Source organism: Mesorhizobium sp. f-mel, assembly GCF_053850215.1.
In genome coordinates, this window is sequence record NZ_JBSPTO010000011.1 from 47,249 (window position 1) to 72,281 (window position 25,033).

The window sequence follows — 25,033 nt, forward strand, 5'->3', positions numbered from 1 at the left end:
CGCGGCTTCTCGATACCACTTTCGACCGCAAATTCGCTGTCCTGTTCGGCAGCATCAGCGTCCTGGTGCTGGCAGTCAGCGCCGCGGTCGTCACCGGCGACCGGTGGCCTTACGCCTGGATCGCGGCCGACCTCATCCTGTTTGCCGTCCGCTTCCTGCTGATGCGGGAATGTGAGCGGGCCCGCAAGCGCGGGGGAACGGGGCCGCTGGCAGGCCTCATGGCCGCCGGGGGGCCATGGTCGGTGATTTTCGGCCTCGGCTGTTATGGCTGCGTCGTCAGCGGGCATATGGCGCTCGCCGTGCTGGCTGCCCTGAATGTCGCAGGCGTCGTCGGCGTGGTATCGTCCCGCAACGCAGCCACCCCGCGCTACGCAATATTCGTCATGCTGGCCGTAAGCCTGCCTTTCCTGGCTGGCGCGCTGTTTTCTCCGGCGTCCGGAATGTCTATCGTCGGATTTCAAGTGCCGTTCTATGTGGCCGGCGTCATCATCGTGCTGCTTCAAAATCATGCGATCAACGCCCGCATGATCCGCGCCGAACTGGACAATCGCGATCTGGCGATCAAGGACGCGCTGACCGGCCTGCCAAACCGCATTTTCCTTCAGGAGAAACTGCGCGGCATGTGCAGCGAGCTTGCGGCGCCGGCAGCAAATGGCGGCAGGCCGTTTGCCGTTCTCAGCATGGACCTCGACGGCTTCAAACACGTCAATGACCGCTTCGGCCACGCGGTCGGCGACATGCTGCTGCGCAAGGTGGCCGAACGATTGAAACGCGCTTTCCGACCGGGGGATGTGGTCTTTCGCATCGGCGGTGACGAATTCGTAATCCTGCTGCCCGGCACGTCCGAGATCGAAGCCACCTACCTGGCAAAGCGGGCCATTGAGAAGATTTCGGTACCTTTCGACCTTGGCCTGGGCACCGCAATACCCATTGGGTTGAGCATTGGAAGCGCCTTCGCGCCTGCCGACGGCGGCGAGCCTGAAATTCTTCTCAGCTGTTCCGATCACGCGCTCTATGAAGCCAAGCGCACCGGCAAGGGCCGTTACTGGGCACATGTGCGGGCCGCGAACTGACGATCACAGCGATCATTGAGGCCTTTTGTCGCCTCCGTCCATCCAACATCCCCGCCTAAAGCGCCGCGTATGACGCGATTCATGCGACGCGCTTTAAGTCTTTGTTTCTTATGCATGTCGTTGTCCCAGGACCGCTGCGCACCCAAGGATTAAGCCCTAGGGCATGCTTTTGGGCGACACTAGGCCTGCGGCTATACGGCATGAAACCATAATCTTGGCGGGATGGCTGGCCCTTATGTCTGGCCGTGACAGGCCTTGCGCTTTCGACTATCGCTTTTGCCCATGACGTTGCCGACCGATCCCGCTGCAAATCTCGCCGCCCTCATCCGCTGCCGCTCGGTGACGCCCATTGAGGGCGGGGCACTGAGCACGCTGGAAAAAATGCTGAAACCACTCGGCTTTTCCGTCGAGCGCCCGGTGTTTTCGGACGACGGCACGCCCGATATCGAAAATCTCTATGCGCGGCGCTCCGGCAACGGTCCGCACCTGATGTTCGCCGGGCATACCGACGTGGTGCCGGTCGGCGACGAGGCCTCATGGACGCATCCGCCTTTCGCCGCGGAGATCGCCAAAGGCGAGATGTTCGGCCGCGGTGCCGTCGACATGAAGGGCGGCATAGCCTGTTTCATCGCCGCGGTGGCGCGCCATCTCGGTTCGAAAGGCGGCCTGAAAGGCTCGGTCTCGCTGCTGATCACCGGCGACGAAGAAGGGCCGGCCATCAACGGCACGACAAAGCTGCTCGAATGGGCGGCCGCCAAGGGCGAGAAATGGGATGCGTCTATCGTCGGCGAGCCGACCAATCCCGACGCGTTGGGCGACATGATCAAGATCGGCCGGCGCGGCTCCTTGTCCGGCAGCATCACCGTCAACGGCCGCCAGGGCCACGCCGCCTACCCGCAGCTTGCCGACAATCCGGTGCGCGGGCTGATGACGCTGGTCGAAGCCTTGCTGCACCCCGTCTTCGACAACGGCACCAAGGACTTCCAGCCGACCAATCTGGAGGTGACCTCGATCGATGTCGGCAATCCGGCCACCAATGTCATTCCGGCAAAGGCGACGGCCACCTTCAACATCCGCTTCAACGACACATGGACCGCCGAGACCATCCAGGCGGAAATCCACAATCGCCTCGACAAGGCGGCGAAGCGCAAAAAATACCGGGCCGGCAAGACGACGCCGGTCGATTACGAGCTTGTCTGGCGCGACCGGCCGAGCCACGTCTTCCTCACCCGCGACGACCGTCTGATCGAAGCGCTCAGTGGTTCGGTCAAGGCGGTGATCGGCAGGAAGCCGGCGCTTTCCACCTCCGGGGGCACCTCCGACGCGCGCTTCATCAAGGACTATTGTCCAGTGGTCGAATTCGGGCTGGTCGGCAAGACCATGCACATGGTCGATGAACGCGTCGCGCTTGCCGAGCTCGAGACGCTGACGCAGATCTATCAACGCTTCATCGAAGACTGGTTCGAGCAAGGCGCATCGTAATCATGCTTTCGTCCGATGAAACCTATGCATCGCTGACCGGCGCCTGGCGACTGATGCTCGGCAAGGCCGACGGGCTGCGCCAGCTCGACCTTTCGGCCGACGGTTTCTGGAATTCCTTCTTCGCCATCGTCGTCGCGGCACCGGCGCTGATCGTCGGTTGGGTCGGCCTTGCCAACGAGATCGGCGATCCGAGTGCATTCGCGGGCCGGTTCAGCATGCTGATCCGTCTGGCGACGGTCGACATCGGCGCCTGGGTGTTGCCGCTCGTCGGCCTTGCCCTTGTCGCGCCGCGCGCCGGCATTGGCGGGCGTTTTGTTCACTATGTCGTCGCCAGCAACTGGACGTCGGCGATCATCGCCTGGATGATGCTGCCAGCAGCGTTGATCGGGCTTTTCCTGCCGTCCACCAACGAATTCGCCGTATTGGCGTCGCTGCTTTTGTTTGCGCTGTCGATGATCCTGACCTGGCGAATGACAAACGTCGTCATCGGCAGGGGCGCAGCTGTCGGTACCGCTGTCTTCGCCGGCATGTTCGTGGCGTCGCTGGTCGTTGTGTTCGGCCTGCGGGCGCTGCTCGGCATCGGCGCGCCGGCTTAATGCATGTCGCCCGAAAGTGCGCAGCGGTTTTGGGACAACGACATGCATAAAAACAGGAACTTAAAGCGCGTCGGATGAATCCTTTCAGACGCGACGCGCTTTAGTCGACCTTCGGATAATCCACACCGACGAGAAAAAGTCCGTCGGGCGGCGCCACCTGGCCGCAGGCTGCACGGTCGCGCGCGTCTAGCGCCGCCTTCAGGTCGGCAACCGTCCAGCCGCCTTCGCCGACGCGCTTCAGCGAGCCGACCATCGAGCGCACCTGATTGTGCAGGAACGAGCGCGCCGAGGCTCGCACTTCGATCACGTCACCCAGCCGACCGACATCCAGCCGGTCGAGCGTCCGGACCGGGCTGTCGGCCTGGCACTGGGTCGAGCGAAACGTGGTGAAATCATGCCGCCCCAGCAGCACCTTTGCCGCCTCGTGCATAGCCTCGGCGTCGAGCCGCTTCGGCACCCACCAGATCTTGCCCTTGTCGAGTGCCGCCGGCGCGCGTCGGTTGACGATGCGGTAGAGATAGTGGCGGCCGATCGCCGAGAAACGCGCGTCGAAGCTATCAGGCACGACAGCCGCCTTGAGGATGGCGATGCGCGCCTTGGCCGTTTGCAGGTGGGCATTGACGGCATCGCGCACGTTGTCATCAGGCCATGCCTTGACGAGATCGACATGCGCCACCTGAGCAGTCGCATGGACGCCGGCATCGGTGCGGCCGGCGCTGCGCAGCGAGACCTGTTCGCCGCAGAACCTCTCGATCGCCTGCTCGATCGCCTGCTGCACCGAAGGCTGGTCTGCCTGACGCTGCCAGCCGGCATAGGGGCTGCCGTCATATTCGATGTCGAGGCGAAAACGCGGCATTCCTAAGCGGGATTGAGGTTAGGCGGCGAGCGCGGAGCTAAAGGCTGAAGCGTAGACCAGCCTGCCGGTCTCAGGCGCCTCGCCCCAGGCCAGCGCCTGCAACGCTTCGCCCTGGTACTCGCTTTCGAACTTTTCGGCGCGCGCATGGCTGTAGCCGAAGCGGCCATAATAGGCAGGATCGCCAAGCACTACCGCGAGCGCTTCGCCGGCTTCCTTCAGGCGGATATGCGCCTCGCGGATCAGCGCGCCGCCGATGCCGGTGCCATGGAATGACGGCTCGACCGCCAGGGGCGCCAGCGCCACGGCCGAAAAGCTCTTGCCGCCGTTCTGCACGAAAAGCCGCGAAAACAGGATATGGCCGACCACCTGTCCATCTTCTTCCGCCACCAGTTCGACGACGGCGTCGCCGCCGCTGACCAGCGCATCGACCAATCCGGCCTCTGCCTGCTGGCCGAATGCGTGTTCCTCGACAAGGCGAATCGCCTTGCGGTCTCGCGGCGTCGCCGCGCGTATTGACATCATGCTCATGAGAATTTCATTCCTTTTTCGAGCTTGGCCCCGTGCAGAAACTCCTGCGCGGCAATGGGCCTTCCGCCCGCACGTTGAACTTCGACCAACCTGATCGCGCCTGACCCGCAGGCGACCGTCAGCCGGTCGTCGAGAATTCCTCCCGGCTCGCCGGCGCCTTGCGAAAGCGTCGAGCGAAGCAGTTTGAGCCGTTCCAGACGGCCGCCGATTTCGGTCTCGCACCATGCGCCGGGAAAGGGCGACAGGCCGCGAATATGATTGTGGACTTCGCCCGCAGGCCGCGTCCAGTCCATGTGCGTCTCCGCTTTATCGATTTTTTTGGCGTAGGTCACCCCCGCCGTCGCCTGAATGGTAAATGTCAGGGCATCCCGTTCCAGCCGTGCCAGCGCTTCCGCCATCAGCGCGGCGCCAATGAGCATCAACCGATCGTGCAGGTCGCCGGCCGTCATATCGGGTCCGATGGCGCATTTTTCGACCATGGCTACCGGGCCGGTGTCCAGGCCTTCTTCCATCCGCATGACCATCATGCCTGTCTCGGAATCGCCGGCCATTACGGCGCGCTGGATGGGGGCGGCGCCGCGCCAGCGCGGCAACAGCGACGCGTGACCATTGAGGCAGCCGAGCCGCGGCGCCTCGAGAATGGGTTTGGGCAACAGCAATCCATAGGCGACGACCACGGCGACATCGGCCCGCAAGGCGCGGAACACCTGCTGCTCGACCTCGCTTTTCAGCGACACCGGCGTCCGCACCTCGACGCCCAGTTGCTCCGCCTCGCGCTGAACCGGCGACCGCGTCAGTTCCAGCCCGCGGCGACCGGCGGCGCGCGGTGGCTGGGTATAGACGGCTTCTATCTCATACCCGGCTTCCGCGATCGCCCGCAGCGTCGGAACGGAAAAATCGGGGGTACCCATGAAGATGACGCGCAGGGGCATTTTGAGCCTATCCCACCAACTTGCCCGGCGCCTTGTTGCCTGCCTTGTCCCTGGCGAGCTTCTTGAACTTCTTCACCACCATGTCGCGCTTCAGCTTCGAGATGTGGTCGATGAACAGAACGCCGTTGAGATGGTCGATCTCATGCTGCAGGCAGGTCGCCATCAGCCCTTCGGCCTCGATCTCCTGCAGCTTGCCGTCACGATCGAGATATTTCACCCGCACGGCGGCGGGGCGCTCGACCTCGGCATAGTAATCCGGGATCGACAGGCAACCCTCCTCGTAGACCGAGCGCTGATCGGCGCTCTCGAGGATTTCGGGATTAATGAAGACATGCGGCGCCGGCGTCTCGTCTTCCTTGGCGAGGTCAACCACCAGCATGCGCAGCGGTTCGCCGACCTGGATCGCCGCCAGACCGATGCCCGGCGCATCATACATGGTCTCCAGCATGTCGTCGGCCAGTTTGCGCAAAGCGCCGTCGACACGCTCGACCGGCTTTGAAACCTGGCGCAGGACGGGATCGGGAAGGATGATAAGCGGCTTGATCGACATGGCGTCTCACCTAAGACCTCGAATGAAAAGCGTCAACCGGGGCATTTGCAGCGCTGTTCACGTTTTGATCTGTCCCGTCAGGCCGAATCATCTATGCTGTCCATATGAACGAGTTGACCACCATCCTGTCCGAACCGATCGCCCGGCTCGGCGCCACCACGATCACGCTCGGCCACGCATTGGCATTCGGCGCGATCCTGTTCCTTGGGCTGTTCGTGGCGCTCGTCGTCGCGCTGTGGCGCTCGGCCAAGGCGCGTGCGGTGGCTGCCGCCGAAGCCGCCGACCACGCCCGCGACGCCGAGGCGCGGATGGCCGGTATCTTGCAAAGCCAGGCCGAGATGCAGGGCCGCATGGGCGCCATCGCCGAAGTGTTCGGGGCGCGGCAGGCCGAACTCACACAGTCGATCGGCCAACGCCTCGACGCGATGACCGGCCGTCTCGGCCAGACCATGACCGAGCAGACGAGATCGACGCATGAGAGCCTCGCCAAGCTGCAGGAGCGGCTGGCGGTCATCGATACGGCGCAGGGCAACATCCAGTCGCTCGCCGGCCAGGTCGTTCAGCTTCAGGCGATCCTCTCCAACAAGCAGACGCGCGGCGCCTTCGGCCAGTCGCGCATGGAGGCGATCGTCGCCGACGGCCTGCCGCACGGCGCCTATGAATTCCAGGCGACCCTGTCGAACGGAAGCCGGCCCGACTGCCTGGTGAAGATGCCGAATGGGGCGCCCGCACTTGCCATCGACGCCAAGTTTCCGCTGGAAGCCTGGAATGCCATCCGTGCCGCCGAAGGCGCCGATTTGCAGAAGGTCGCCGCACAAGCGTTCCGGCGCGATATTGAGGTGCATGTCCGCGATATTTCCGAAAAATACCTGATCCAGGGCGAGACGCAGGACACCGCCTTCATGTTCGTTCCGTCGGAATCGGTGTTCGCCGAGATCCACGAGAATTTCGAGGGGATTGTCCACAGAGCGCACCGCGCCCGAATAGTCATCGTCTCGCCGTCGCTGCTGATGCTGTCGATCCAGGTCATCCAGGCGATCCTCAAGGACGCCCGCATGCGCGAGCAGGCGCATCTGATCCAGGGCGAAGTCATCCGGCTGATGGAGGATGTCTCGCGCCTCGACGAGCGGGTGCGCAAGCTGCAGAGCCATTTCGGCCAGTCGGCGAAGGATATCGACGACATCCTCGTCTCGACGTCGAAGGTGACCAAGCGCGGCCAGAAGATCGAGGCGCTGGAGTTCGGCGCGCAGCCGACGGAGGAAGACGCCGGATCGGCCGGGACGACACATGGGACCGGCGCGAGGGCCGAAGCAGGCGCACGCGTCGCCGACTCCAAGACCGGCCAGCTGAGGCTAAGGGTGGTCGAAGGCGACGACTGAGAGGCTACTGCTCCTCCACGATCGTCGTGCCTGCGAATTCCGGCAGCCAGTGCAGCGCCGAGCGGTGCCAGATCTGTTTTCTCGGGATCAGTTGTTCGCGCTGTCGCGCCGTGCCGACCCTGATGCCGTAGACTTTCGGCCCGTCGCCGACCGACGTGGCATAGAGATGCGAACCGCACTCGCCGCAAAAAGCCTGGGCGCGCCTGGCGCCGCTCGGTGCGGTCTTGATGTAGATCTTCGGCGTGCCCTTGGTGATCCGATAGTGGTCCTCCGGCGCCGGCACGGTCACGCGGAAGGCCGTGCCCGTCAGTTGCTGGCAATCGGTGCAGTGGCAGATACTGGTCTTTTCCGGATCGACTTCCGCCTCGTAAGTGATGGCGCCGCAATGGCACCCGCCGTCGATCTTCATTTTCATTCCTCCCAAAATCCGTTCGGCAATGCTTGAGCGAGGTGCGCCCGTTTGGACACATAGTATGTGGCGAGCGCCGCGTAGATCACTTTCGGGACCCGCCATGCGCCGCCATGGTGTACCGCATCGTTTCCATCCGCTGTGAGCCTATCGATCCATGCGCCGAAGCTCCACACGCAGCACAACGCACGAGCCGTCCAGTCGTTCAAAGCGATGGGCCAAAGCCCTAGAGAGTCGGACAGTGGCTTTGAGCGTTCCTTCTCCAAGCGTGAGAACAGTCCAGTTGGCCGGGCGCCGCAGGATACGCTTCGCGGGACACTTTCTTTTCCGAAGCGCTCTCCGGCCGCAGAAGTCTCAGCCTTGCCGGAGGTGAACTTCTGACCCTGAGCCGTTATCCCGGAGCGCATTCCGGGCCCCAACCGATTTGCGACATCCCCTTCACTGATTCACTGCCCGTCTAGTCCGCTGTGAGGGTGGGGCTTAGCAACAACCGCTCAAGGTCGGTCGGTCGTTGCAGGGCTGACGTGTTTTCATCGAGCCAAGACTGACGCTAGTACCTTGCCGGGAATGAGCTATAATTCAGATGCTAGTGACTGCCGGGCGCTTGCACAATGGCTGGACTGGGTGAACAGATTGCGCGTCAGCAGCGCACCATGGGACCGCTCCTGGTAGCGGCAGTGGTCATCGGCCTTATAGGTCTGCCCGTCGCAGCCTGGCTCGACCTGCGAGACCTATCGGAACGGATGCTGCGCACGCAAGCCAGCGAAATCAGCCGGATCATCGACGAAATGCGCGGATTCTACGGCAGCGAAGTCGTGGGACGCGTGCTGCAAGCAGACGACGCCGTGACCGCGACGCATAACTACCGGGACGTGCCAGGCGCGATCCCTATTCCAGCAACCCTCTCGATCGAACTCGGCAAGCGCATCAGCGCTCACGACGGGTCCGTCAAATATCGGTTCGTCTCGGATCTACCCTTCAAAGGTCGCGACCCCCATCAGCTCGATGCATTCGAGCGGAATGCAATCTTTGCTTTGCGCGCCAACCCGAGGGAGCCGATCATCGAAGTCTCGGGTTCGCTGTTTGACCGGCACGTCCGAGCCGCGGCCCCGGTTGTAATGGGACAAGTCTGTGTGACCTGCCATAACTCACACCCGGACAGCCCCAAGACGGACTGGAAGGTTGGGGATGTCCGAGGGATCCAGGAGATATCAGTCAATCAGCCCATCGCTGCGAACGTCCTCGCTTTCAAATATCTGCTCCTATATTTCGGCTTCGCGGCGGCGGCGGGCCTGACGTTCATTCTCCTGCAGCGTCGTCAGTCCGCCTTGGTTCAGGGCATTAATAAAGAGCTTTCCGAGGCAAACGACTTCCTGGCCGCGATTTCATTGAAGATCGCCAAGTACCTCTCGCCTCAAATTTACAAAAGCATCTTCAGCGGCCAGAAGGACGTCACCATCGCGACCGAGCGCAAGAAGCTCACGATCTTTTTTTCCGACGTCAAGGATTTCACCGCGATCGTGGAACGGCTCCAGCCCGAGGACCTGACGGTTCTCCTCAACGAGTATTTCACCGAGATGTCGACGATCGCGCTCAAACACGGCGCCACCGTCGACAAGTTCATCGGCGACGCGCTTCTTGTGTTCTTCGGAGACCCCGAGACGCAAGGCATCGAGGAAGACGCGAGAGCCTGCTTGCGCATGGCTGTCGACATGCAGCGTCGGCTGGAGCAGTTGAACAGGGTGTGGCGTGACCGCGGAGTTGAACGGCCCTTCCAAGCTCGCATGGGCATCAACACGGGCTATTGCAATGTTGGAAACTTCGGTTCCGATGATCGGATGGACTACACGATCATCGGAGCCGAAGCGAACTTGGCGGCCCGTCTGCAGTCGATTGCCGAGCCCGGCGGCATCTGCCTCAGCTATGAGACTTACGCGCTCGTCCGCGACCTTGTCCGGGCGCGTCCGTTAGCACCGATTGCCATGAAGGGGATCAGCCGGGAGGTTGTCCCCTACGAAGTCGAGGGCCTCCTGGGTGAACTGGCCCAGCGCCCTCAGGTCATCAGCGAGCACGCGACTGGCCTCGACTTGTTCCTCGATGTTGAGGCAATCGACGAGAACGGGGTCGAGCGGGCGAAGAAACGACTTTCGGAGGCGCTCTTGGCCTTAACCATCCGAAGCAAGCCCGCCGCTTCTTAGGTTTTTGAACGTCTGACCGCATTTGAGACTTCAACGAAGTGATCTCCATGCCGTGTGGATTTACAGAGCAGATTGAGTGCTGCTTCTCCAAACTCAAGCAGTTCCGCCGGGTCGCAACCCGCTTCGAGAAACCCGCCCGCAATTACCGCGCCGTTGTCACTCTCGCGGCTATTGTCTTGTGGTTGCGGTAACTGTCCACACGGCCTACTCGACGATCTCGTTCGTCCAGACCTTGAAACCGGCCAGCGTGCCGGGCCCGAAAATATGGGTCAGCGGCACATCGGCTGCATCGCGGCCGGAGGCGATCAGGATGCGGCCGATGCGCGGCGCGTTGTTGCGCGGATCGAAGGCATGCCAGCGGCCGCCGAGATAGACCTCCATCCAGGCGGCGAAGTCCATGTCCGACCACGGTTTCGGCAGGCCGATGTCGCTGATGTAGCCGGTGCAGTAGCGCGTCGGGATGTTCAAGGCGCGGCAGAAGGCGACGGCGAGATGGGCGAAGTCGCGGCAGACCCCGCTCTGCTCGCGATAGGCTTCGGCCGCCGTGCGCGTCGGCCGCGCATTGCCGTAATTGAAGATGATGTGGTTGTGGACGAAGTCGCAGACCGCCTGCACGCGTGGAATGCCGAGCGGCGTGTGGCCGAACAGCCGCCACGCTTCGTTCGCTAGCACGTCGCTCTCGCAATAGCGGCTGGGCAGCAGGAACAGCAGCGTGTCGGACGGCAGGTCGCGCACCTCGTTCTGCCAGGCGATCAGATCGCCCATCTCGAAAGTGCCGGTATCGCGGATCACCGCGTCCGTGCCGAAGCTGAAGCGACCCGGCGGGGCGACAAGACGGTTGCACCAGTTGCCGAAACTGTCCCGGTAGCTCTCGATCGGCACCGGTGGGTTCGAGGTCAGGAAGTCCGGCCGTTCGAGATCCGACGCGCGGGAATAGTGGACATTGAGCATCGCGATCAGCGGCGTTTCCTGCGGAAAATCGAAGCTCATCTCGCAGCCGATATGGATTCGCATTGTCGTCCTGACCGGCCTGCCGGATCATCACCCGGCGAAGGCACGGGCTGTTGCTGCAGTGCAAAAAAGATCATCGCACGGACCAGCGCGGTTTACGAGCGAATTAGGAACGGTTGACGTCAGCCGGCTGGCGCCGGCGCCAGATTATGCCTCTTGCGGTCGGGCGTTTCTCTTGGTTCATTTCGCTTGCCACAATGGAGGAAACGAATCATGGCTAAAGGTGCGATGAAGGCGGGCAAAGAAGCCCGCAAGCCGAAAAAGGACGCGAAGAAACCCGCCGCTGCCCCGACCCTGAAAGCGCCGCCCGTCAAAGCGACCAAACTCAAGGACAGGTAAGCCTGGGCGTTTCGACGCGAGGTCATGACCGGCGGCATTTCAGTGCCAATCGACATTCACCGGTTGGTCCTGAAATGCCGCCGGCGCTGCTGTTGATCGGGCACCCTAAATTTCCATATCAATGCAGCGAAGACGACTTCGCGCTTTGCGAAAAGACCGGGACGACCCGCAATCCAATGGAGCGTTCCGATGTCATGGATTCTTCTCTTCTTCGCTGGTCTGTTCGAGATCGGCTGGGCGATCGGCCTCAAATACACTGATGGCTTTTCGAGGCCGCTGCCGACTGTCCTGACGGTTGTCTCGATGGTCGTCAGTCTCGCTTTGCTCGGATTGGCGCTGAAGACGCTGCCGGTCGGCACGGCCTATGCGGTGTGGACCGGCATCGGCACAGTCGGCACGGCGCTGCTTGGCATCTGGCTGCTCGGCGAGCCTGCAACCGCGATCAGGCTGGCCTGCATCGCACTCATCGTCTGCGGCATCATGGGATTGAAACTCGCGGCCTAAAGCGCGTCGCGTCTGAAGAGATTCATGCGGCGCGCTTTAAGTTCTTGTTTTTATGCATGTCGTCGTCCCAAAACCGCTGCGCACTTTTGGGCGACATGCATTTAGTTTTGCTGCAAGGCCGCAGCACAAACGCCTTCAGGGCCGCTGCAAGGCGGCCCTAAATTGATTGGTGCTATCGCGCTGTAGGAGCGCTAGCGAGCAGAAAAGCCCGGAGGCGTCCTGCCGGTGCGCTGCTTGCGCGCCGCATAGCGCGCGTCGCGCTTGGCCTTGCGCTCGGCCTCGTCGGCAAGCAAACGAGCGATGCGCTCGTTCTCTTCGGCTTCCCGGATCTTCGCTTCCGCCTGCGCCGCTTCTTCCGCAGCAATACGCGCTGCTTCGGCAGCAGCTTCGCGCTCGGCCTTTTCGGCCGCTTCGCGAGCCAGCTTTTCCTGCTTCAGCCTGGCCTTTTCGGCCTCGCGAATCGCACGAGCTTCGAGGATTGCCTTGCGTTCGGCCTGTCGTGCCAGCACCGCTGGATCATCTGCTGCCGGCTTTGCCTTGAAGCGCTCGAGAAGCGCCTTCTTTGCCTCGTTTGCGGCATTGCGCCGCTCGAAAACGTCTTTTTCCCTATAGATAGCCAAGTCCACTTCCCTGGAGTCAATTTGCGAGGCTTACATACGCGTGAAAACCCAGAGTTCAAGCGCCAAAACGGTATGCCAGCCATGAAATTCTGAGCTGTTGCAGTCGGGAGACGCCTTTTCGGCTGAATTCGGCTGAAACGGACATGCACTGTTCACCATCCGCCCCTCTGGTGGCGCGGCGGACTGGTCGCTACCTGTAGCGCGAAAAACAAAACACCAGGATGACACATGATGGAACTCGGTCTCTATACTTTCGCCGACGTCGGCCCGGAACCGGGCCCTGGTGCCATCGGTCCGCATGAGCGGCTGCGAAACCTGATCGAGGAGATCGAGCTGGCCGACCAGGTCGGCCTCGACGTGTTTGGGCTGGGCGAGCATCACCGTCCCGATTATGCGGCTTCAGCGCCGGTCGTAGCCCTGGCCGCGGCGGCCGAACGCACCCGGCGCATAAAGCTGACCAGCGCGGTCACCGTGCTATCCTCCGACGATCCGGTTCGCGTCTTCCAGCAGTTTGCGACACTCGACCTTCTATCCGGCGGTCGGGCCGAGATCATGGCTGGGCGCGGCTCGTTCATCGAATCCTTTCCGCTGTTCGGCTACAATCTCGAAGACTATGACGAGCTCTTTGCCGAAAAGCTCGACCTGCTGCTTGCCATACGCGACAGCGTCAAGGTGACCTGGTCGGGCAGGCTGCGCGCTTCGATCAACGATCGCGGCGTCTACCCCCGCCCGTTCCAAGAGAGATTGCCGATCTGGATCGCGATCGGCGGCACGCCGCAATCCGCCGCGCGGGCCGGCGCGCTCGGCCTGCCGCTGGCGCTGGCCATCATCGGCGGCGCGCCAGCGCGGTTCGCGCCGCTGTTCGACATTTACAGGGAAGCGGCCAAACGGGCGGGCAACGATCCGGCTGATCTCGCTACCAGCCTCAACGTCCACGGCTTCATCGCCGAGACCACCTACCAGGCGGCTGACGATTTTTATGGGCCGCAGGCCGAGGTGATGGACCGCATTGGCCGCGAGCGTGGCTGGGGTCCGACATCGAGGGCACATTTCGACCAGTCGCGCGGCCCGAACGGCGCGCTGTTCGTCGGCAATCCAGAACAGGTGGCCGAAAAGATCGTTGCCCAGCACAGGATATTCGGCAACGATCGCTTCCTACTGCAAATGGCGATCGGCACCATGGCGCATGCCAAGGTCATGAAGGCGATCGAACTCTACGGCACCAAGGTCGCGCCGATCGTGCGCAAGGAAACGGCGAAGGCCATCCCTGCCGTGGCAGCGCCGGCCGCCTGATTCGTCGGCAAGATCGTAGGGCTAAGGTCATCATCAACGCCGGCTAACGCATCGGCCCGAAAATCGGAATCGATTTTCGGAAAGCACGATGCGTAGATTCAAAGTGTCAGAGCGCACTTTGTGCGTCCAAGTGGACGCACGTCGCTCCAACGGAACTTTGAAGCCGCAAAGGCGTTTCCGCCCACGGTCTACGCCAATCGCGGTGTGCCGCCGAGGGCCAGAATGAAAGCCGAACCCGCCGCTTCGGGCGCAGGCGCTGCCGATAGCCCGGATTCGCGCGCCGAGGCGCGTGCAGATACCCATCTGATTCGTTCGCTGCTCGTTGGCATCTTCATGCTTATGGCGATCTTCGCGCTCTACTTCGCCCGTGCCTTCTTCATGCCGGTCATTCTGGCTTTCCTGCTGGCACTGACGCTGACGCCGATCGTCCGCTTTCTGCGCAAGCACGGCTTGCCCGATGCCATGTCGGCGACATTGCTGGTGCTGCTGTCGTTCTGCGTCATCGCTGTCGCAGGGTATTTGCTCAGCGGCCCGGTCATCGACCTCATCAACAACACCTCGTCGATCGGCCAGCAGCTTGCGGAACGTCTGGCGCAACTGCGCCGTCCGTTCGAAAGGATCGTGGAGATTTCGCGTCAGATAGAGGGACTAACGCAGACCTCCCAGGAGCCCGGCGTTCAGAGGGTGGCCATGGCGCCATCGGGCATTCTCTCGCAAGCCGCCGGCAATGTGCTGTCGGCCGGCACCAGCGTCACCATTGTCTTCGTCCTGTCGCTGTTCCTGCTCGCCTCCGGCACGATGTTCTATGAGAAGATTGTCCAGTCCTTCCCCAGTCTCAGCGAAAAGAAGCGGGCGCTGCGCGTCGTCTACGACGTTGAACGTGAAATCTCGCACTATCTGCTCACCGTCACGGTCATCAACGCGGGCCTCGGCACGGTCATCGGGCTCGGCCTGTGGGCCCTCGGCGTGCCCAACGCTCAGGTCTGGGGCGCGGCAGCGGCTCTGCTTAATTTCCTGCCCTATATCGGTGCGCTGATTACGATCACGCTGGTTACCGTCATCTCGCTGATCAGCTTCGAGACGATCTCCTATGCGCTGCTGGCGCCAGCATTCGTCATTTTGTGCGACGTCATCGAAGGCCAGTTTGTGACGCCGACTGTGGTTGGCCGCCGCCTCGAGATCAACGCCGTGGCGATCCTCATCGCCATTGCCTTCTGGTCCTGGTTGTGGGGCTTCGTCGGCGCGCTGATGGCGGTGCCGCTGCTGGTCGTCATCAAGGTGTTCTGCGATCATTTCGACGGCCTCAGCCATGTCGGCAATTTCCTGGCGGCGCAGCATACGGCGGTTGAGGACGAACAGATTTCAGAGACCGAGAAGGCGGCGGGCGTATGATCCGGGAACCGAGATAAGTTCCGGAGGGAATCCCTCGGACCCAAATGCCAGAGCGTCCTTTGCGGCTGCTTGGACGCGCGGCGTCTGTTCAATTTTTTGAATTTGCGGCCTTGGCGGTCGCTTCCTACATCCCTCCCGTCCATAGGATCCCCGCCCATGACCGCTCTTTCCGTTCTCGACCTGTCGCCGATCGTCGAAGGCAGCAACGCTTCGCAATCGCTCGCCAATTCACTCGATCTCGCCCGCCATGCCGAGCGGCTGGGATACAGGCGCTATTGGCTGGCCGAGCATCACAACATGCCTGGCATCGCCAGCGCCGCCACCTCCGTCGTCATTGCCCACGTCGCAGGCGGCACCAGGACGATACGCGTCGGCGCCGGCGGCATCATGCTGCCCAACCATTCGCCGCTGGTCATCGCCGAGCAGTTCGGCACGCTTAACGCATTGCATCCCGGCCGCATCGACCTCGGCCTCGGCCGGGCGCCGGGCACCGACATGGGCACGGCGCGCGCGCTGCGCCGCAATCTCGAGGCCGGCGCCGACAGTTTCCCGCAGGATGTCGTCGAGCTGATGGGCTATTTCCAGGCGGCCGAAGACGGTCAGCGTATCCGCGCCGTACCCGGCGAGGGCGAGCAGGTGCCGATCTGGATCCTGGGCTCAAGCCTCTATGGCGCACAGCTCGCAGCTATGCTCGGCCTGCCCTACGCCTTCGCCTCGCATTTCGCACCGGCCGAACTCGACCACGCACTGGAGATCTACCGCTCGCGCTTCCAGCCATCGAAACAGCTCGACAAGCCCTATGTCATGCTCGGCCTCAACGTGTTCGCGGCGCCCTCCGACGCTGAGGCGCGGCTGCTGTTCACCTCGCTGCAGCAGGCCTTCGTCAATCTGCGCACCGGCCGGCCCGGCCGATTGCCGCCGCCGGTCGAGGGATATGAGCGCGACCTCGATCCGATGGCCAAAACCATGCTTGGCCAGGCGCTGTCCTGCGCCGTCGTCGGCGCCCCGGAAACGGTCAGGCAAGGCATAGAAGCGTTTATCCGTCGCACCGGTGCCGATGAGCTGATGGTCACTGCGCAGATTTTCGACCACGCAGCGCGGGTGCGATCCTTCGAGATCCTGAGCGACGCCCACAAATCGCTGTCGGAAGCGGCCTGACAGCGGCACGGCTGGAAAGCCGTTGTGTAGCGACGCCTCGCGCCCCCCTCTGGCCTGCCGGACACCTCCCCGGTTGGGGATTTGCCGTCATTACGGCTTTCGCCAGTCGCCAACGTCGCGGGAGTGAGTGGGCGCGGTGCTGCCGATCTCCCGGTCCAAACACCCCCAAAGTGGGGGAGATGGCCGGAGCGCCAACGAGGAGTCCTCGTCGACGGTCAAAAGCTACGGCGCTTACCTTGCCGCCAAGGACGCCGGTCGCGAGCAAGACACCAAGTTTTTCGGCATCGACAGCCCCCGATCGAAGGCGCGCAGCTCTTGCCAACGGTGACGTTCGCCTACGTGACGCCGGGTGCCGAAGGGCTGCGGCAAGGCGATCAAGTTCCTGAACGGCGAGACGGTCGAAAAGACCATCACGCTTCCGATGCAGAAGAGGAGAATGGGGTCTGAGACGAAGTCGTCGATGACGAGTACCTCTCCCCGTTCTACGGGGAGAGGATGCCGGCAGGCAGGTGAGGGGCAGCGCTGACCAAGGCCGTGTTCACGCCAGCTTGGCCAACAGCTTCATGAAAATGGCGGCCTCCTTGGCGGAAAGCGGCGCCAGCGTTTCCTGTGTGATATCGCGGGCGATCGGGATCAGCCGCTCGACGGCATTGCGGCCCTCAGCAGTCAGACTGACCAGCAGTCGCCTTTTGTCGACCTCATGCTTGGAAAGCTCGACCAGGCCCCGCGCCTTGAGCCGGTCGATGACGCCTTTCACCGTCGCCGCATCCATGGCGATCAGGCTGCCAAGCTGGTTCTGCGAAGTCTCGCCGACATCGTGCAATTTGGCCAGGGCGGCGAACTGCGGCGGTGTCAGGTCGGCGATGTGCGCGGCGAAGATCGAGACATGGCGCTGGTGCGCCTTGCGCAGGATGAACCCGACCTGCTCCTGCAAGCGGTAATCGTTTTCGTCTGGCTCCTCGGCCTCGACCAGCTTGAGCTTGACGTCCTCGGCGCTCACCGCAGTCCGTCCCAAGCCTTGATGTCTTTTGCCGCAAGGCCGCCCATGCGGTCGTGCACGCGCGGGCCGCAGGTCATGGCGAGGCAGAACAGTATCTCGTCGGGACGAGGCCCGTCGCTGATGCCGACCTCCATGGCATCGAAATGGCTGCGCACATAGGCGGCGTTGATATGGCCGAGCGGCACGTCGAGCCGCGAGCCGAAGGCGCCGACCTTCTTTGCCGATGGCACGATCGCCTTGGCGTCACCGAGCCGTTCGCGCATCGCATAGCCGCCAGGCACATGCCACAGCGCACCATGCTCCAGCTCCCCCGCGATACCGACGATGGCGCCCTTGCCGTAGCCGTCGATCTGCTTCACGTCGCCGCCCAACGCGGCGATCAGCTTGTCGGAAAGCAGCAGCCCGAGCGGCTTCAGATCGTCCATGGCGCTCTGCAGATCCTCCACGTAGCGGCCGGCGAACGGGTTCTTCACCACCGCCATGGCGGCGGCACGGCGGCGCGGCACCTTCGCCACCGGCCCGCCCTCGTGAAATATCTCCTCCGTCAGCACCGCAACCTTGCGGATCGCAAACTCAGACATGGGCAATTTCCTTCCTTGATTTCTCACTGGGCGAAGTGAGCGCCATGGGACCGGCGATCCGTGCCTGACCGGCAAGGAACAGCGCTGAGGCGGCAATCAGGCCGTGTCCCCGAAACTCTTCGGCAACGGCGAGTCCGCTGTCCAGCGCCGCGGCTATTTCGCCTGATGAAAGCACGCCGACGCCCTGGGTGACCCGGCGATCGCCAAGGTCGCTGTCGGGCGCCAGAGCGCGCGCCGGCACGCGCTCGACGGCAGGATGACCGGGCAGGTCGACGGCGTTGGCGATCAGGGTCGCGGCGGCATCGGCTTCAGCACCCGTCCGCGCTAGCACGGTGACGGCGTCGGCGATGCCGAGCGAAAAGGAACGGCCGCGCCAGCCGCTCGTCGCGACGCCGCGGATCCCGTCTTCGGCATGGATCGTGATGCGGTCTGCCAAACCATGGCCTGTCCCGGCAATGGCAAGGGTGATGGACCGGCCGTTGCCGAGATGGATCGCGCTGTCGCCGCCATTGTTCACGTAGGCGCGATCGAGCCGGCGCCCGGCCAGCAGCGCGCCAAGCATTTCGTCGGCTACCGAACCGGCGACGGCGGCCATGGGTGTGATGAATTGTTCCGCCAGCGGATTGACCGCCGCTTCCATGCGCCGCGCCGTCGGGCCAGCGAAAGCACGTGGTCGCAAGGAGGCTGGCCGGCGCAGTTCAGGCAGCTCTTCGACGAGTTCCGACAGGATTGTTTGAAACCGCGCCACCGCCTGGCCATAGGCGGCGCGGCATTCGCTCGCATCGCCGAATGCCTCAATGATCAGGTCGATCGGGCCATGATTGAGATGCAGCCGCCTGCCGTCCTCAAGCCAATGCGCCTGCGGGCCGTTCATCACTTGACCCCGTTGCCCGCTGCGCGCCGCAACTGCGCCAGCGGCGGCCACGGATTGCTGGCCGGCGCAGCCGTGCCGCGGCGCGGATTGAGATATTCGCCGCCTTTGGCGAGAATGTCATCGACGCTGCGGATCTCGGCTTCGTAGCCGCCGAGCCTGACATAGTCGTCGCGGCGCAGGGTGAACTCGATCGGCGCGACCAGCGCCGGTGTCGGCACATAGCCGAAGGCGTTTTCCGGCACGCGGGTGACGTCGACCATCAGCGTGATGCCGCCGCCCGGCCAGACATAGACCGGCGCGCCGCCAACGGTCACATAAGTCGTTAGGCCCTGCACCGAGCGGGTCAGATTGACCGGGTTCTCAGTGACGCCGGCGCGCAGCGAGCCGCCGGCTCCGCCGACGAAAAGCACGGTGCACAGCGCCGGCTCGCAATTGTCCTCGATCAGGCCGACAGACTTCTGCAGCCGCTCCGGGAAAGGTTTCTGCACCGGCTTCAACTCGTCGTCGAGCTCGTAATAGGCGAACTGCTCGCCGGTGGTCGAGACCATCAGCAGCGACAGGCCCGGCCGCGCGCCCTTCTTCGCATTCCATTCGCCTAGGATCGACAGCGGGTCGGAAATGCTGGTGCCGCCCCAGCCGAGGCCGGGTTCGGAGACCTTGAAATAGCGGCCCGGGGTCGAACGGCGGCCGATGATTTTTATCCCCGTCTCCTGCCAGCCGAGCACCTTGCCTGCCTGATGCTCGGAGACGACGCCGGTGATGTGGTCGTCGACCACCACCACCTCGTCGACCAAGCCGCGCCATTGGGTGGCGAACATGCCGATCGTGGCCGAGCCGCAGCCGACGCGCATGCGGTGTTCGAGCTTGCCGTCGATGACCGGCGGCTTGCCGGCTTCGACGATCACCGTGGCACCGCCATCGATAGCAAGTTCGACCGGCTTGCGGTTGCATAGATTAAGCAGCGCATCGCAGGTGGCGCGGCCTTCGGCTTTCGAGCCGCCGGTCAGATGATGCACGCCGCCGAGCGACAGCATCTGCGAACCGTATTCGCCTGTCGTGACATGGCCGATCGCCTCGCCTCCGGCGCGCACCGTCGCCGTTTCGGGGCCGATATGACGGTCGGTATCGATCTTCACCTTGACGCCGCAGTAGGAGAAGATGCCCTCGGTGACTACGGTGACGAGATCGACGCCTTCGACCTGCTGGCCGACGATGAAAGGGGCCGGCTTGTAGTCGGGGTAGGTGGTGCCGGCGCCGATCGCGGTGACGAAGCGGCGGCCCGTGTTGACCAGTTCGCCGTCCCATTCTTCGCCCTCGGCGATAAACGGCACGACCGCGCCACCGGTCTCGGTCGCGTGGTCGAGGATGGTCAGCGGATCCATGCGCACGATCCTGCCGCCGACATTGCCGTAGCGATCACAGGCGCCGGTACGGCCGTCTGATATGTAGCACATCACCGGGCAGGCATCGCAGCGGATCTTCTCCGCCACCTGCTTCTCGCCGGGATCATGCGTTTCGAAGCGTTCGGCCAGCTCGCTCATCGGCGTGCCTCCTTGTCCCGTATCGCCGCGCGGATGCGGCTCGGCGTCGCCGGAATTTTGGTGACCAGGACACCGGTGGCATGACGGATGGCATTGAGTATCGCGGGCGCCGTCGGGATCAGCACGTGTTCGCCCAGACCTTTGGCGCCAAAGGGTCCTTCCGGATCCGGAATTTCGATCAGGATGGTCTCGATCGGCGGTACGTCGCCGATGGTCGGGATGAGATAGTCGTGCAGATTCTCGGTGCGGCTGGGGATGTATTCCTCCATCAGCGCCATGCCGATGCCTTGCGCGATGCCGCCCTCGATCTGGCCTTCGGCGAGCAGCGGATTGATCGCCTTGCCGACATCATGCGCGGCGGTGATCTTGATCAGCTTCACCGTACCGAGCTTGAGGTCGACTTCCAGTTCGGCGATCTGTGCGCCGTAGCCGTAGACCGCGTAAGGCTTGCCCTGGCCCTTGGCGTCGAGCGGCAATGTCGGCGGGTCGTAGCTTTCCTCGGCGCGGAAAACGAAGCCATCGGCATCGGCGTTCAGCGTTGACAAATCGATATGCCGGGTCGCTTCGCCCTCGCGGATGACCAGGCTTGCGCCGTCCAGAGCGATCACCGCCTTCTCCGACACGTTGGCAAAGCGCAGCATGGTCTCGCGCAAGGCGCGGCCGGCCTTTTCGGCGGCCTTGCCGGTCACGAAGGTCTGGCGCGAAGCGGACGTCTTGCCGGCGTCCGGCGTGATTGCCGTGTCGGCGCTTTTCAGCCGGAATTTTTCCAGCGGCAGGCCGAGCGCGTCGGCGCAGATCTGGGCAATGACCGTGTTCGAGCCTTGCCCGATGTCAACCGCACCCTGATGCAGGACGACATCGCCGGAGGCGGAGATGCCGACCCTGATGGTCGACGGATTGGGTAGCGAGGTGTTGCCGCAGCCATACCAGCAAGAGGCGACACCGACGCCGCGTTTTTTTGTGCTGCTGCCGGCGTTGAACAACTCGGCATCGACAAGGGCGCGCATCCAATGCGGCCGCAGCGCTTCAAGGCACTCGGCGATGCCGACGCCCGATTCCAGCCTCTGGCCCGTAACCGTTTCGGAGCCGTTCCGAAGACAGTTTTTCAAGCGAAAATCGAGCCGATCCAGCCCAAGCTTTTCGGCCAGCTCGTCATAGAGCGTCTCCTGCATGATCGTCGCCTGCGGCACGCCAAAACCACGGAAGGCGCCGGAGATCGGGCCGTTTGTGTGGATGGCGCGGCCTTCGGCGCGATAGTTCGGCGTTGCATAGGGACCGGAGGCATGCACCGGCACGCGGTTGGCGACGGTCGGACCCCAGCTGGCATAGGCGCCGGTGTTGAAATCGCCTGCAAAGACCATGCCGATGATGCGGCCATCGGCATCGGCGCCGATCGTCGCCTTCATCTCAGCGGGATGGCGCTTCGTGGTCGAGTTCATCGATTCATTGCGGGTGTAGGCGAGTGCGGCCGGCCGGCCGGTCTTCATGGCGACTAGGCCGATGAGAGGCTGCAACGAGACATCGAGTTTCGAGCCGAAGCCGCCGCCGGTGGCGGTTGGCACGATGCGCACCTTGTCGACGGCAAGGCCAAGCACCTTTGCCACGTCGTCGCGGTCCATGTACGGCGCCTGCGTGCAGGCGACGACGACCAGCGTGTCGCCGTCCATATAGGCATGGCCGGCTTCCGGCTCGATATAGGCGTGCTCGACGTAGGACGTGTCGATGGCGCCGGAAACCGTGAAAGCCGCGCCGGCAAGCGCAGCTTCGGGGTCACCGCGCTCGACAAAGCCGGTGGTGAGCAGGTTTGCCGGCCTATTTTCGTGGATCAGTTGTGCGCCGCCGGCTTGCGCCTCGCAGGGCTGCAGAACGTGCGGCAACTCAGTCCAACGAACAGGGAAATCCGAAAGGTCGAGATCGAGCATGGCCTCGCGCTCACCGGCAACCAGCGCCACCGCCTCGCCGCGAAAGCGCGAAAAAACTTCGGCCAGCGCCGGCTGATCGGCAAAAGGCGCAATGACGCCGAAGCTGTTCTTTCCAGGAATGTCGGCAGCGGTGTAGACGCCGACGATGCCGGGATGAGCTTTTATCCAGGCGTCGAGATCGCCGAAAGCGAAGCGGGCATGATGATGCGGCGAGCGGACCACCAGCACCGCCAGCGCATCGGCCGGAAAGGAATCGCCGCCGAATTTTTCACCGCCGGTGACTTTCGGCAGGCCGTCGAGCCTGATCGGCGACGAACCTACGGCGTGGCCTGAGATTGGCATCCTGCGGTCAAGGTCGAGATCCAGCCGCTTCGGTTGGTGCTGCCCCGCACCCTCACCCCGTGAAAGACGGGGAGAGGGGGACGCCGGCGCTGGAGCTTGTCCCTTCTCCCCGTCACTATACGGGGAGAAGGTGCCGGCAGGCGGATTGGGGGCAGCGCCGTCGGTCGAGAGTTCGCTCGCGAACCGTCCAGCATTCATCACCGCAGCGATGATCTTGCGGTAGCCGGTGCAGCGGCAGAGGACGCCGCCCAGTGCATCCTGTGTTTCAGCCTCGGTTGGGTTGGGCTTGCTGTCGAGAAGTGCGGTCGCCGCGACCAGCAGGCCGGGTGTGCAGATGCCACACTGCGCTGCGCCATGATCGAGGAACGAGGCCTGCAGCGCCGATAATCTGCCGTTGGCGAGACCCTCGACGGTCGTCACCACGGTGCCAGCGGCAGAAGCCGCTGACATGAGGCAGGCGCAGACCGGTTCGCCATCGACAAGCACCGTGCAAGCGCCGCAGTCGCCGGCGTCGCAGCCGACCTTGGTGCCGGTCAGGTGCAATTCGTCGCGCAGCACCGAAGAGAGACGGCGAACCGGCGGCACGCAGACAGAAACGGCGGCGCCGTTGACCTTGAAAGCGATGTTGGCGCGTTCCATGCTCGTGCCAGGCTGAGCTCCGCTGATGCCAGGTTGAGCTTGGTTCATGCCGCCGCCACCCTTGCCGTAGGCATATGGCCAGCGGCATCTAGTACGGCGCGGACGACGATCTCACGCGCGGCGTCCAGCCGGTATTCGGCGCTGCCGCGGACATCGCCGATCGGCGACAGCTCGTCCATCGGTGCGGACTGGATCGCGGTGGCGAGAGCGTGGTCGACCGGGAGCCCCCGCAAGGCTGCTTCGACGCCCAAGAGACGCTTGGCGATAACGGAGCAGGAGCCGACGGCGACGGCAGCATTGCCGACGATGCCGCCCTCAACGGTCAGGCGGGCGGCCGCCATGGCTATGGAAATGACGAGATAGCGACGCGCGCCGAGTTTTACGAAAGCCGACGCCCCGGTGGCCGCGTTTTTCGGCACGCGGATGGCGGTGACCATTTCGCCCGGCTGCAGTTCCGTGCAGCGGTTTCCCAGGATGAACTTTTGCAGCGGCAGATGGCGGACCATCGCCGTCGAGCGCAGTTCGACCTCGGCGTCGAGAATGAGCAGAGCCGGCACGCCATCGGCGGCCGGGGAGGCATTGCAGAGATTGCCGGCGATGGAGGCGACGTTCTGGATCTGCACGGACCCGACTTCACGCGCCGCCTGCTTCAGCGCATCGAAAGCCGCCGGCAGCGGATGACGGACAAGATCAGTCCACGTCGTGCGCGCACCGATGACCCAATGGTCCTCGGTTTCGGCGATACCACGCAGCGCCGCCAGACCGTTGATGTCGAGGACATTCTCGCGGAAAGGCTTGGCCCCTTGTGCCGGGTAGAAATCGGTGCCGCCGGCAAGGATGCGCCACGAAGCCTCGCCAAGCAAAGCGAGAGCCTCGTCGACGGTGGTGGGTTTCGCGTAACGGATCACGCTGTGCCTTCCCAGAAATAGGGATCCTTCCGGCACTCGGGCCGGTCAAATTCATTCGTATGCAAATGATATCAAGCCGGCAAGATTTGTCAAAGCCAGAGTTTGGGGCCGCTCTCCGCCTCGGCGCGGCGGCACGCATTTTGTTATACCGTTGGAGGTTGACGCAGCCGGCCATCTGGTCGAGTTTCTCCATCCGGTCGCGTCAGCGGCATTTTCGGTGGAGCCTGGCTTCGAACACCGGATTCCACGTTTCGGCAGACTTCCGGTTCGGGTCATGCCTCCGGACAAACAAAAGGGAGGCTCCATGGCCGACGAAGCGCTTGTCATCATCGACCTGCAGAACGATTTCTGCCCGGGCGGCGCGCTGGCGGTGGCCGGCGGCGACGAGATCGTGCCGCTGGTCAACGACCTGATCCGGCGGACCGAACATGTCGTGCTGACGCAGGACTGGCATCCCGCCGGCCATTCGAGCTTTGCCTCCAGTCATCCCGGCAAGAAGCCGTTCGAGACGATCGAGATGCCTTACGGCCAGCAGACGCTGTGGCCGGACCACTGCATCCAGGGCAGCCTAGGCTCGGACTTTCACTCCGGCCTCGCCTGGACCAAGGCCGAACTGGTCATCCGCAAGGGCTTCCGGCCGGCGATCGACAGCTATTCGGCCTTCTTCGAGAACGACCATACGACGCCGACCGGTCTTGCCGGCCATCTTAGGGAGCGCGGCATCGACACGCTGACCCTGGTTGGTCTCGCGACCGATTTCTGTGTCGCCTTTTCGGCGCTCGATGCGGTCAAGCAGGGCTTCCACACAACAGTGCGGCTCGACGCCTGCCGCGGCATCAATCTCAACGGGTCCGTCGAGACGATGCTGAATCGGATGCGCGATGCCGGCGTGACGCTGGCTTGAAC

Annotated in this window: 24 protein-coding genes and 2 pseudogenes; 13 read left to right on the plus strand and 13 right to left on the minus strand. The window is 63.4% G+C overall.

Annotated elements, in window-relative coordinates:
* Window positions 1–65: 65 nt before the first annotated feature.
* The 3 genes from ACWUKX_RS15825 to ACWUKX_RS15835 all read left to right on the plus strand — a co-directional run bounded on the left by ACWUKX_RS15825 (window position 66) and on the right by ACWUKX_RS15835 (window position 3,151).
* The gene (locus ACWUKX_RS15825) at window positions 66–1,073 is read left to right on the plus strand and encodes a GGDEF domain-containing protein (RefSeq protein WP_456007855.1); all 1,008 of its coding nucleotides are present in this window, start codon (window positions 66–68) and stop codon (window positions 1,071–1,073) included.
* Window positions 1,074–1,355: 282 nt separating this feature from the next.
* On the plus strand, window positions 1,356–2,555 hold the full coding sequence (dapE, locus tag ACWUKX_RS15830; RefSeq protein ID WP_456007856.1) for a succinyl-diaminopimelate desuccinylase: 1,200 nt from the start codon (window positions 1,356–1,358) through the stop codon (window positions 2,553–2,555).
* A gap of 2 nt (window positions 2,556–2,557) precedes the next feature.
* On the plus strand, window positions 2,558–3,151 hold the full coding sequence (locus tag ACWUKX_RS15835) for a hypothetical protein (RefSeq protein WP_029347269.1): 594 nt from the start codon (window positions 2,558–2,560) through the stop codon (window positions 3,149–3,151).
* Window positions 3,152–3,251: 100 nt separating this feature from the next.
* Here the strand turns inward: ACWUKX_RS15835 and truA are convergent, their stop codons facing one another.
* The 4 genes from truA to def are packed head-to-tail and all read right to left on the minus strand — an operon-like array spanning window position 3,252 to window position 6,017.
* A complete protein-coding gene (truA, locus tag ACWUKX_RS15840; RefSeq protein ID WP_456007857.1) occupies window positions 3,252–4,007 on the minus strand; it encodes a tRNA pseudouridine(38-40) synthase TruA in 756 nt (251 codons plus the stop codon).
* Between the two features lie 18 nt (window positions 4,008–4,025).
* Complete coding sequence (locus ACWUKX_RS15845; protein ID WP_456007858.1) at window positions 4,026–4,535, minus strand: GNAT family N-acetyltransferase; 510 nt, start codon at window positions 4,533–4,535, stop codon at window positions 4,026–4,028.
* Window positions 4,532–5,461, minus strand: coding sequence for a methionyl-tRNA formyltransferase (gene fmt / locus ACWUKX_RS15850; protein WP_456007929.1), 930 nt, complete (start codon window positions 5,459–5,461; stop codon window positions 4,532–4,534). Before fmt ends, ACWUKX_RS15845 begins: the two co-directional genes overlap by 4 nt.
* 13 nt (window positions 5,462–5,474) lie before the next feature.
* The gene (gene def / locus ACWUKX_RS15855; protein WP_065011622.1) at window positions 5,475–6,017 is read right to left on the minus strand and encodes a peptide deformylase; all 543 of its coding nucleotides are present in this window, start codon (window positions 6,015–6,017) and stop codon (window positions 5,475–5,477) included.
* A 104-nt stretch (window positions 6,018–6,121) separates the two neighbouring features.
* Between def and ACWUKX_RS15860 the strand changes: the two genes are divergently transcribed.
* Window positions 6,122–7,396: a DNA recombination protein RmuC gene (locus ACWUKX_RS15860; RefSeq protein ID WP_456007859.1), complete on the plus strand. Its 1,275-nt coding sequence runs from the start codon at window positions 6,122–6,124 to the stop codon at window positions 7,394–7,396.
* A 4-nt stretch (window positions 7,397–7,400) separates the two neighbouring features.
* Here the strand turns inward: ACWUKX_RS15860 and ACWUKX_RS15865 are convergent, their stop codons facing one another.
* Complete coding sequence (locus tag ACWUKX_RS15865; protein ID WP_029347257.1) at window positions 7,401–7,805, minus strand: GFA family protein; 405 nt, start codon at window positions 7,803–7,805, stop codon at window positions 7,401–7,403.
* A gap of 611 nt (window positions 7,806–8,416) precedes the next feature.
* Here ACWUKX_RS15865 and ACWUKX_RS15870 point away from each other — a divergent pair.
* Complete coding sequence (locus tag ACWUKX_RS15870; protein ID WP_287337254.1) at window positions 8,417–10,003, plus strand: adenylate/guanylate cyclase domain-containing protein; 1,587 nt, start codon at window positions 8,417–8,419, stop codon at window positions 10,001–10,003.
* Window positions 10,004–10,074: 71 nt separating this feature from the next.
* A pseudogene (locus ACWUKX_RS15875) lies at window positions 10,075–10,194 on the plus strand (IS5/IS1182 family transposase); the annotation flags it as partial.
* A gap of 13 nt (window positions 10,195–10,207) precedes the next feature.
* Here ACWUKX_RS15875 and ACWUKX_RS15880 read toward each other — a convergent pair.
* Window positions 10,208–11,017: a transglutaminase-like domain-containing protein gene (locus ACWUKX_RS15880; protein ID WP_456007860.1), complete on the minus strand. Its 810-nt coding sequence runs from the start codon at window positions 11,015–11,017 to the stop codon at window positions 10,208–10,210.
* Between the two features lie 210 nt (window positions 11,018–11,227).
* Here ACWUKX_RS15880 and ACWUKX_RS15885 point away from each other — a divergent pair, with 210 nt between their 5' ends.
* Both ACWUKX_RS15885 and sugE read left to right on the plus strand, forming a co-directional pair.
* On the plus strand, window positions 11,228–11,353 hold the full coding sequence (locus ACWUKX_RS15885; protein WP_082982715.1) for a hypothetical protein: 126 nt from the start codon (window positions 11,228–11,230) through the stop codon (window positions 11,351–11,353).
* A 189-nt stretch (window positions 11,354–11,542) separates the two neighbouring features.
* Window positions 11,543–11,857, plus strand: a complete 315-nt coding sequence (gene sugE / locus ACWUKX_RS15890) for a quaternary ammonium compound efflux SMR transporter SugE (protein ID WP_456007861.1) — start codon at window positions 11,543–11,545, stop codon at window positions 11,855–11,857.
* Window positions 11,858–12,048: 191 nt separating this feature from the next.
* Here the strand turns inward: sugE and ACWUKX_RS15895 are convergent, their stop codons facing one another.
* The gene (locus tag ACWUKX_RS15895; protein ID WP_023801556.1) at window positions 12,049–12,477 is read right to left on the minus strand and encodes a DUF6481 family protein; all 429 of its coding nucleotides are present in this window, start codon (window positions 12,475–12,477) and stop codon (window positions 12,049–12,051) included.
* Between the two features lie 231 nt (window positions 12,478–12,708).
* On the opposite strand from ACWUKX_RS15895, the gene ACWUKX_RS15900 reads away from it, so the two are divergent.
* From ACWUKX_RS15900 to ACWUKX_RS15915, 4 genes and pseudogenes are all read left to right on the plus strand, one after another.
* Window positions 12,709–13,770 (plus strand): LLM class flavin-dependent oxidoreductase, encoded by a 1,062-nt coding sequence (locus tag ACWUKX_RS15900; protein ID WP_456007930.1) that lies wholly within the window; start codon window positions 12,709–12,711, stop codon window positions 13,768–13,770.
* Between the two features lie 222 nt (window positions 13,771–13,992).
* On the plus strand, window positions 13,993–15,162 hold the full coding sequence (locus ACWUKX_RS15905) for an AI-2E family transporter (protein WP_456007862.1): 1,170 nt from the start codon (window positions 13,993–13,995) through the stop codon (window positions 15,160–15,162).
* A gap of 156 nt (window positions 15,163–15,318) precedes the next feature.
* Window positions 15,319–16,320, plus strand: a complete 1,002-nt coding sequence (locus tag ACWUKX_RS15910) for an LLM class flavin-dependent oxidoreductase (RefSeq protein WP_455848694.1) — start codon at window positions 15,319–15,321, stop codon at window positions 16,318–16,320.
* 220 nt (window positions 16,321–16,540) lie between these two features.
* Window positions 16,541–16,846, plus strand: a pseudogene (locus ACWUKX_RS15915) (hypothetical protein); the annotation flags it as partial.
* A 12-nt stretch (window positions 16,847–16,858) separates the two neighbouring features.
* On the opposite strand, the gene ACWUKX_RS15920 reads toward ACWUKX_RS15915, so the two are convergent.
* The 6 genes from ACWUKX_RS15920 to ACWUKX_RS15945 are packed head-to-tail and all read right to left on the minus strand — an operon-like array spanning window position 16,859 to window position 24,127.
* Window positions 16,859–17,320 (minus strand): MarR family winged helix-turn-helix transcriptional regulator, encoded by a 462-nt coding sequence (locus ACWUKX_RS15920; protein ID WP_029347245.1) that lies wholly within the window; start codon window positions 17,318–17,320, stop codon window positions 16,859–16,861.
* Window positions 17,317–17,901 (minus strand): amino acid synthesis family protein, encoded by a 585-nt coding sequence (locus ACWUKX_RS15925; protein ID WP_287337261.1) that lies wholly within the window; start codon window positions 17,899–17,901, stop codon window positions 17,317–17,319. Before ACWUKX_RS15925 ends, ACWUKX_RS15920 begins: the two co-directional genes overlap by 4 nt.
* Complete coding sequence (locus tag ACWUKX_RS15930; RefSeq protein ID WP_456007863.1) at window positions 17,894–18,775, minus strand: UPF0280 family protein; 882 nt, start codon at window positions 18,773–18,775, stop codon at window positions 17,894–17,896. Before ACWUKX_RS15930 ends, ACWUKX_RS15925 begins: the two co-directional genes overlap by 8 nt.
* Window positions 18,775–20,316 (minus strand): 6-hydroxynicotinate reductase, encoded by a 1,542-nt coding sequence (locus ACWUKX_RS15935; protein ID WP_456007864.1) that lies wholly within the window; start codon window positions 20,314–20,316, stop codon window positions 18,775–18,777. The genes ACWUKX_RS15930 and ACWUKX_RS15935 overlap by 1 nt, the downstream gene beginning before the upstream one ends.
* Window positions 20,313–23,219: a molybdopterin-dependent oxidoreductase gene (locus tag ACWUKX_RS15940; protein WP_456007865.1), complete on the minus strand. Its 2,907-nt coding sequence runs from the start codon at window positions 23,217–23,219 to the stop codon at window positions 20,313–20,315. The genes ACWUKX_RS15935 and ACWUKX_RS15940 overlap by 4 nt, the downstream gene beginning before the upstream one ends.
* Window positions 23,220–23,263: 44 nt before the next feature.
* Window positions 23,264–24,127 carry an FAD binding domain-containing protein gene (locus ACWUKX_RS15945; protein ID WP_456007866.1) on the minus strand — a complete coding sequence of 288 codons (864 nt, stop codon included), beginning with the start codon at window positions 24,125–24,127 and terminating at the stop codon, window positions 23,264–23,266.
* A 304-nt stretch (window positions 24,128–24,431) separates the two neighbouring features.
* Between ACWUKX_RS15945 and pncA the strand changes: the two genes are divergently transcribed.
* On the plus strand, window positions 24,432–25,031 hold the full coding sequence (gene pncA / locus ACWUKX_RS15950; RefSeq protein ID WP_029347234.1) for a bifunctional nicotinamidase/pyrazinamidase: 600 nt from the start codon (window positions 24,432–24,434) through the stop codon (window positions 25,029–25,031).
* Window positions 25,032–25,033 lie beyond the last annotated feature (2 nt).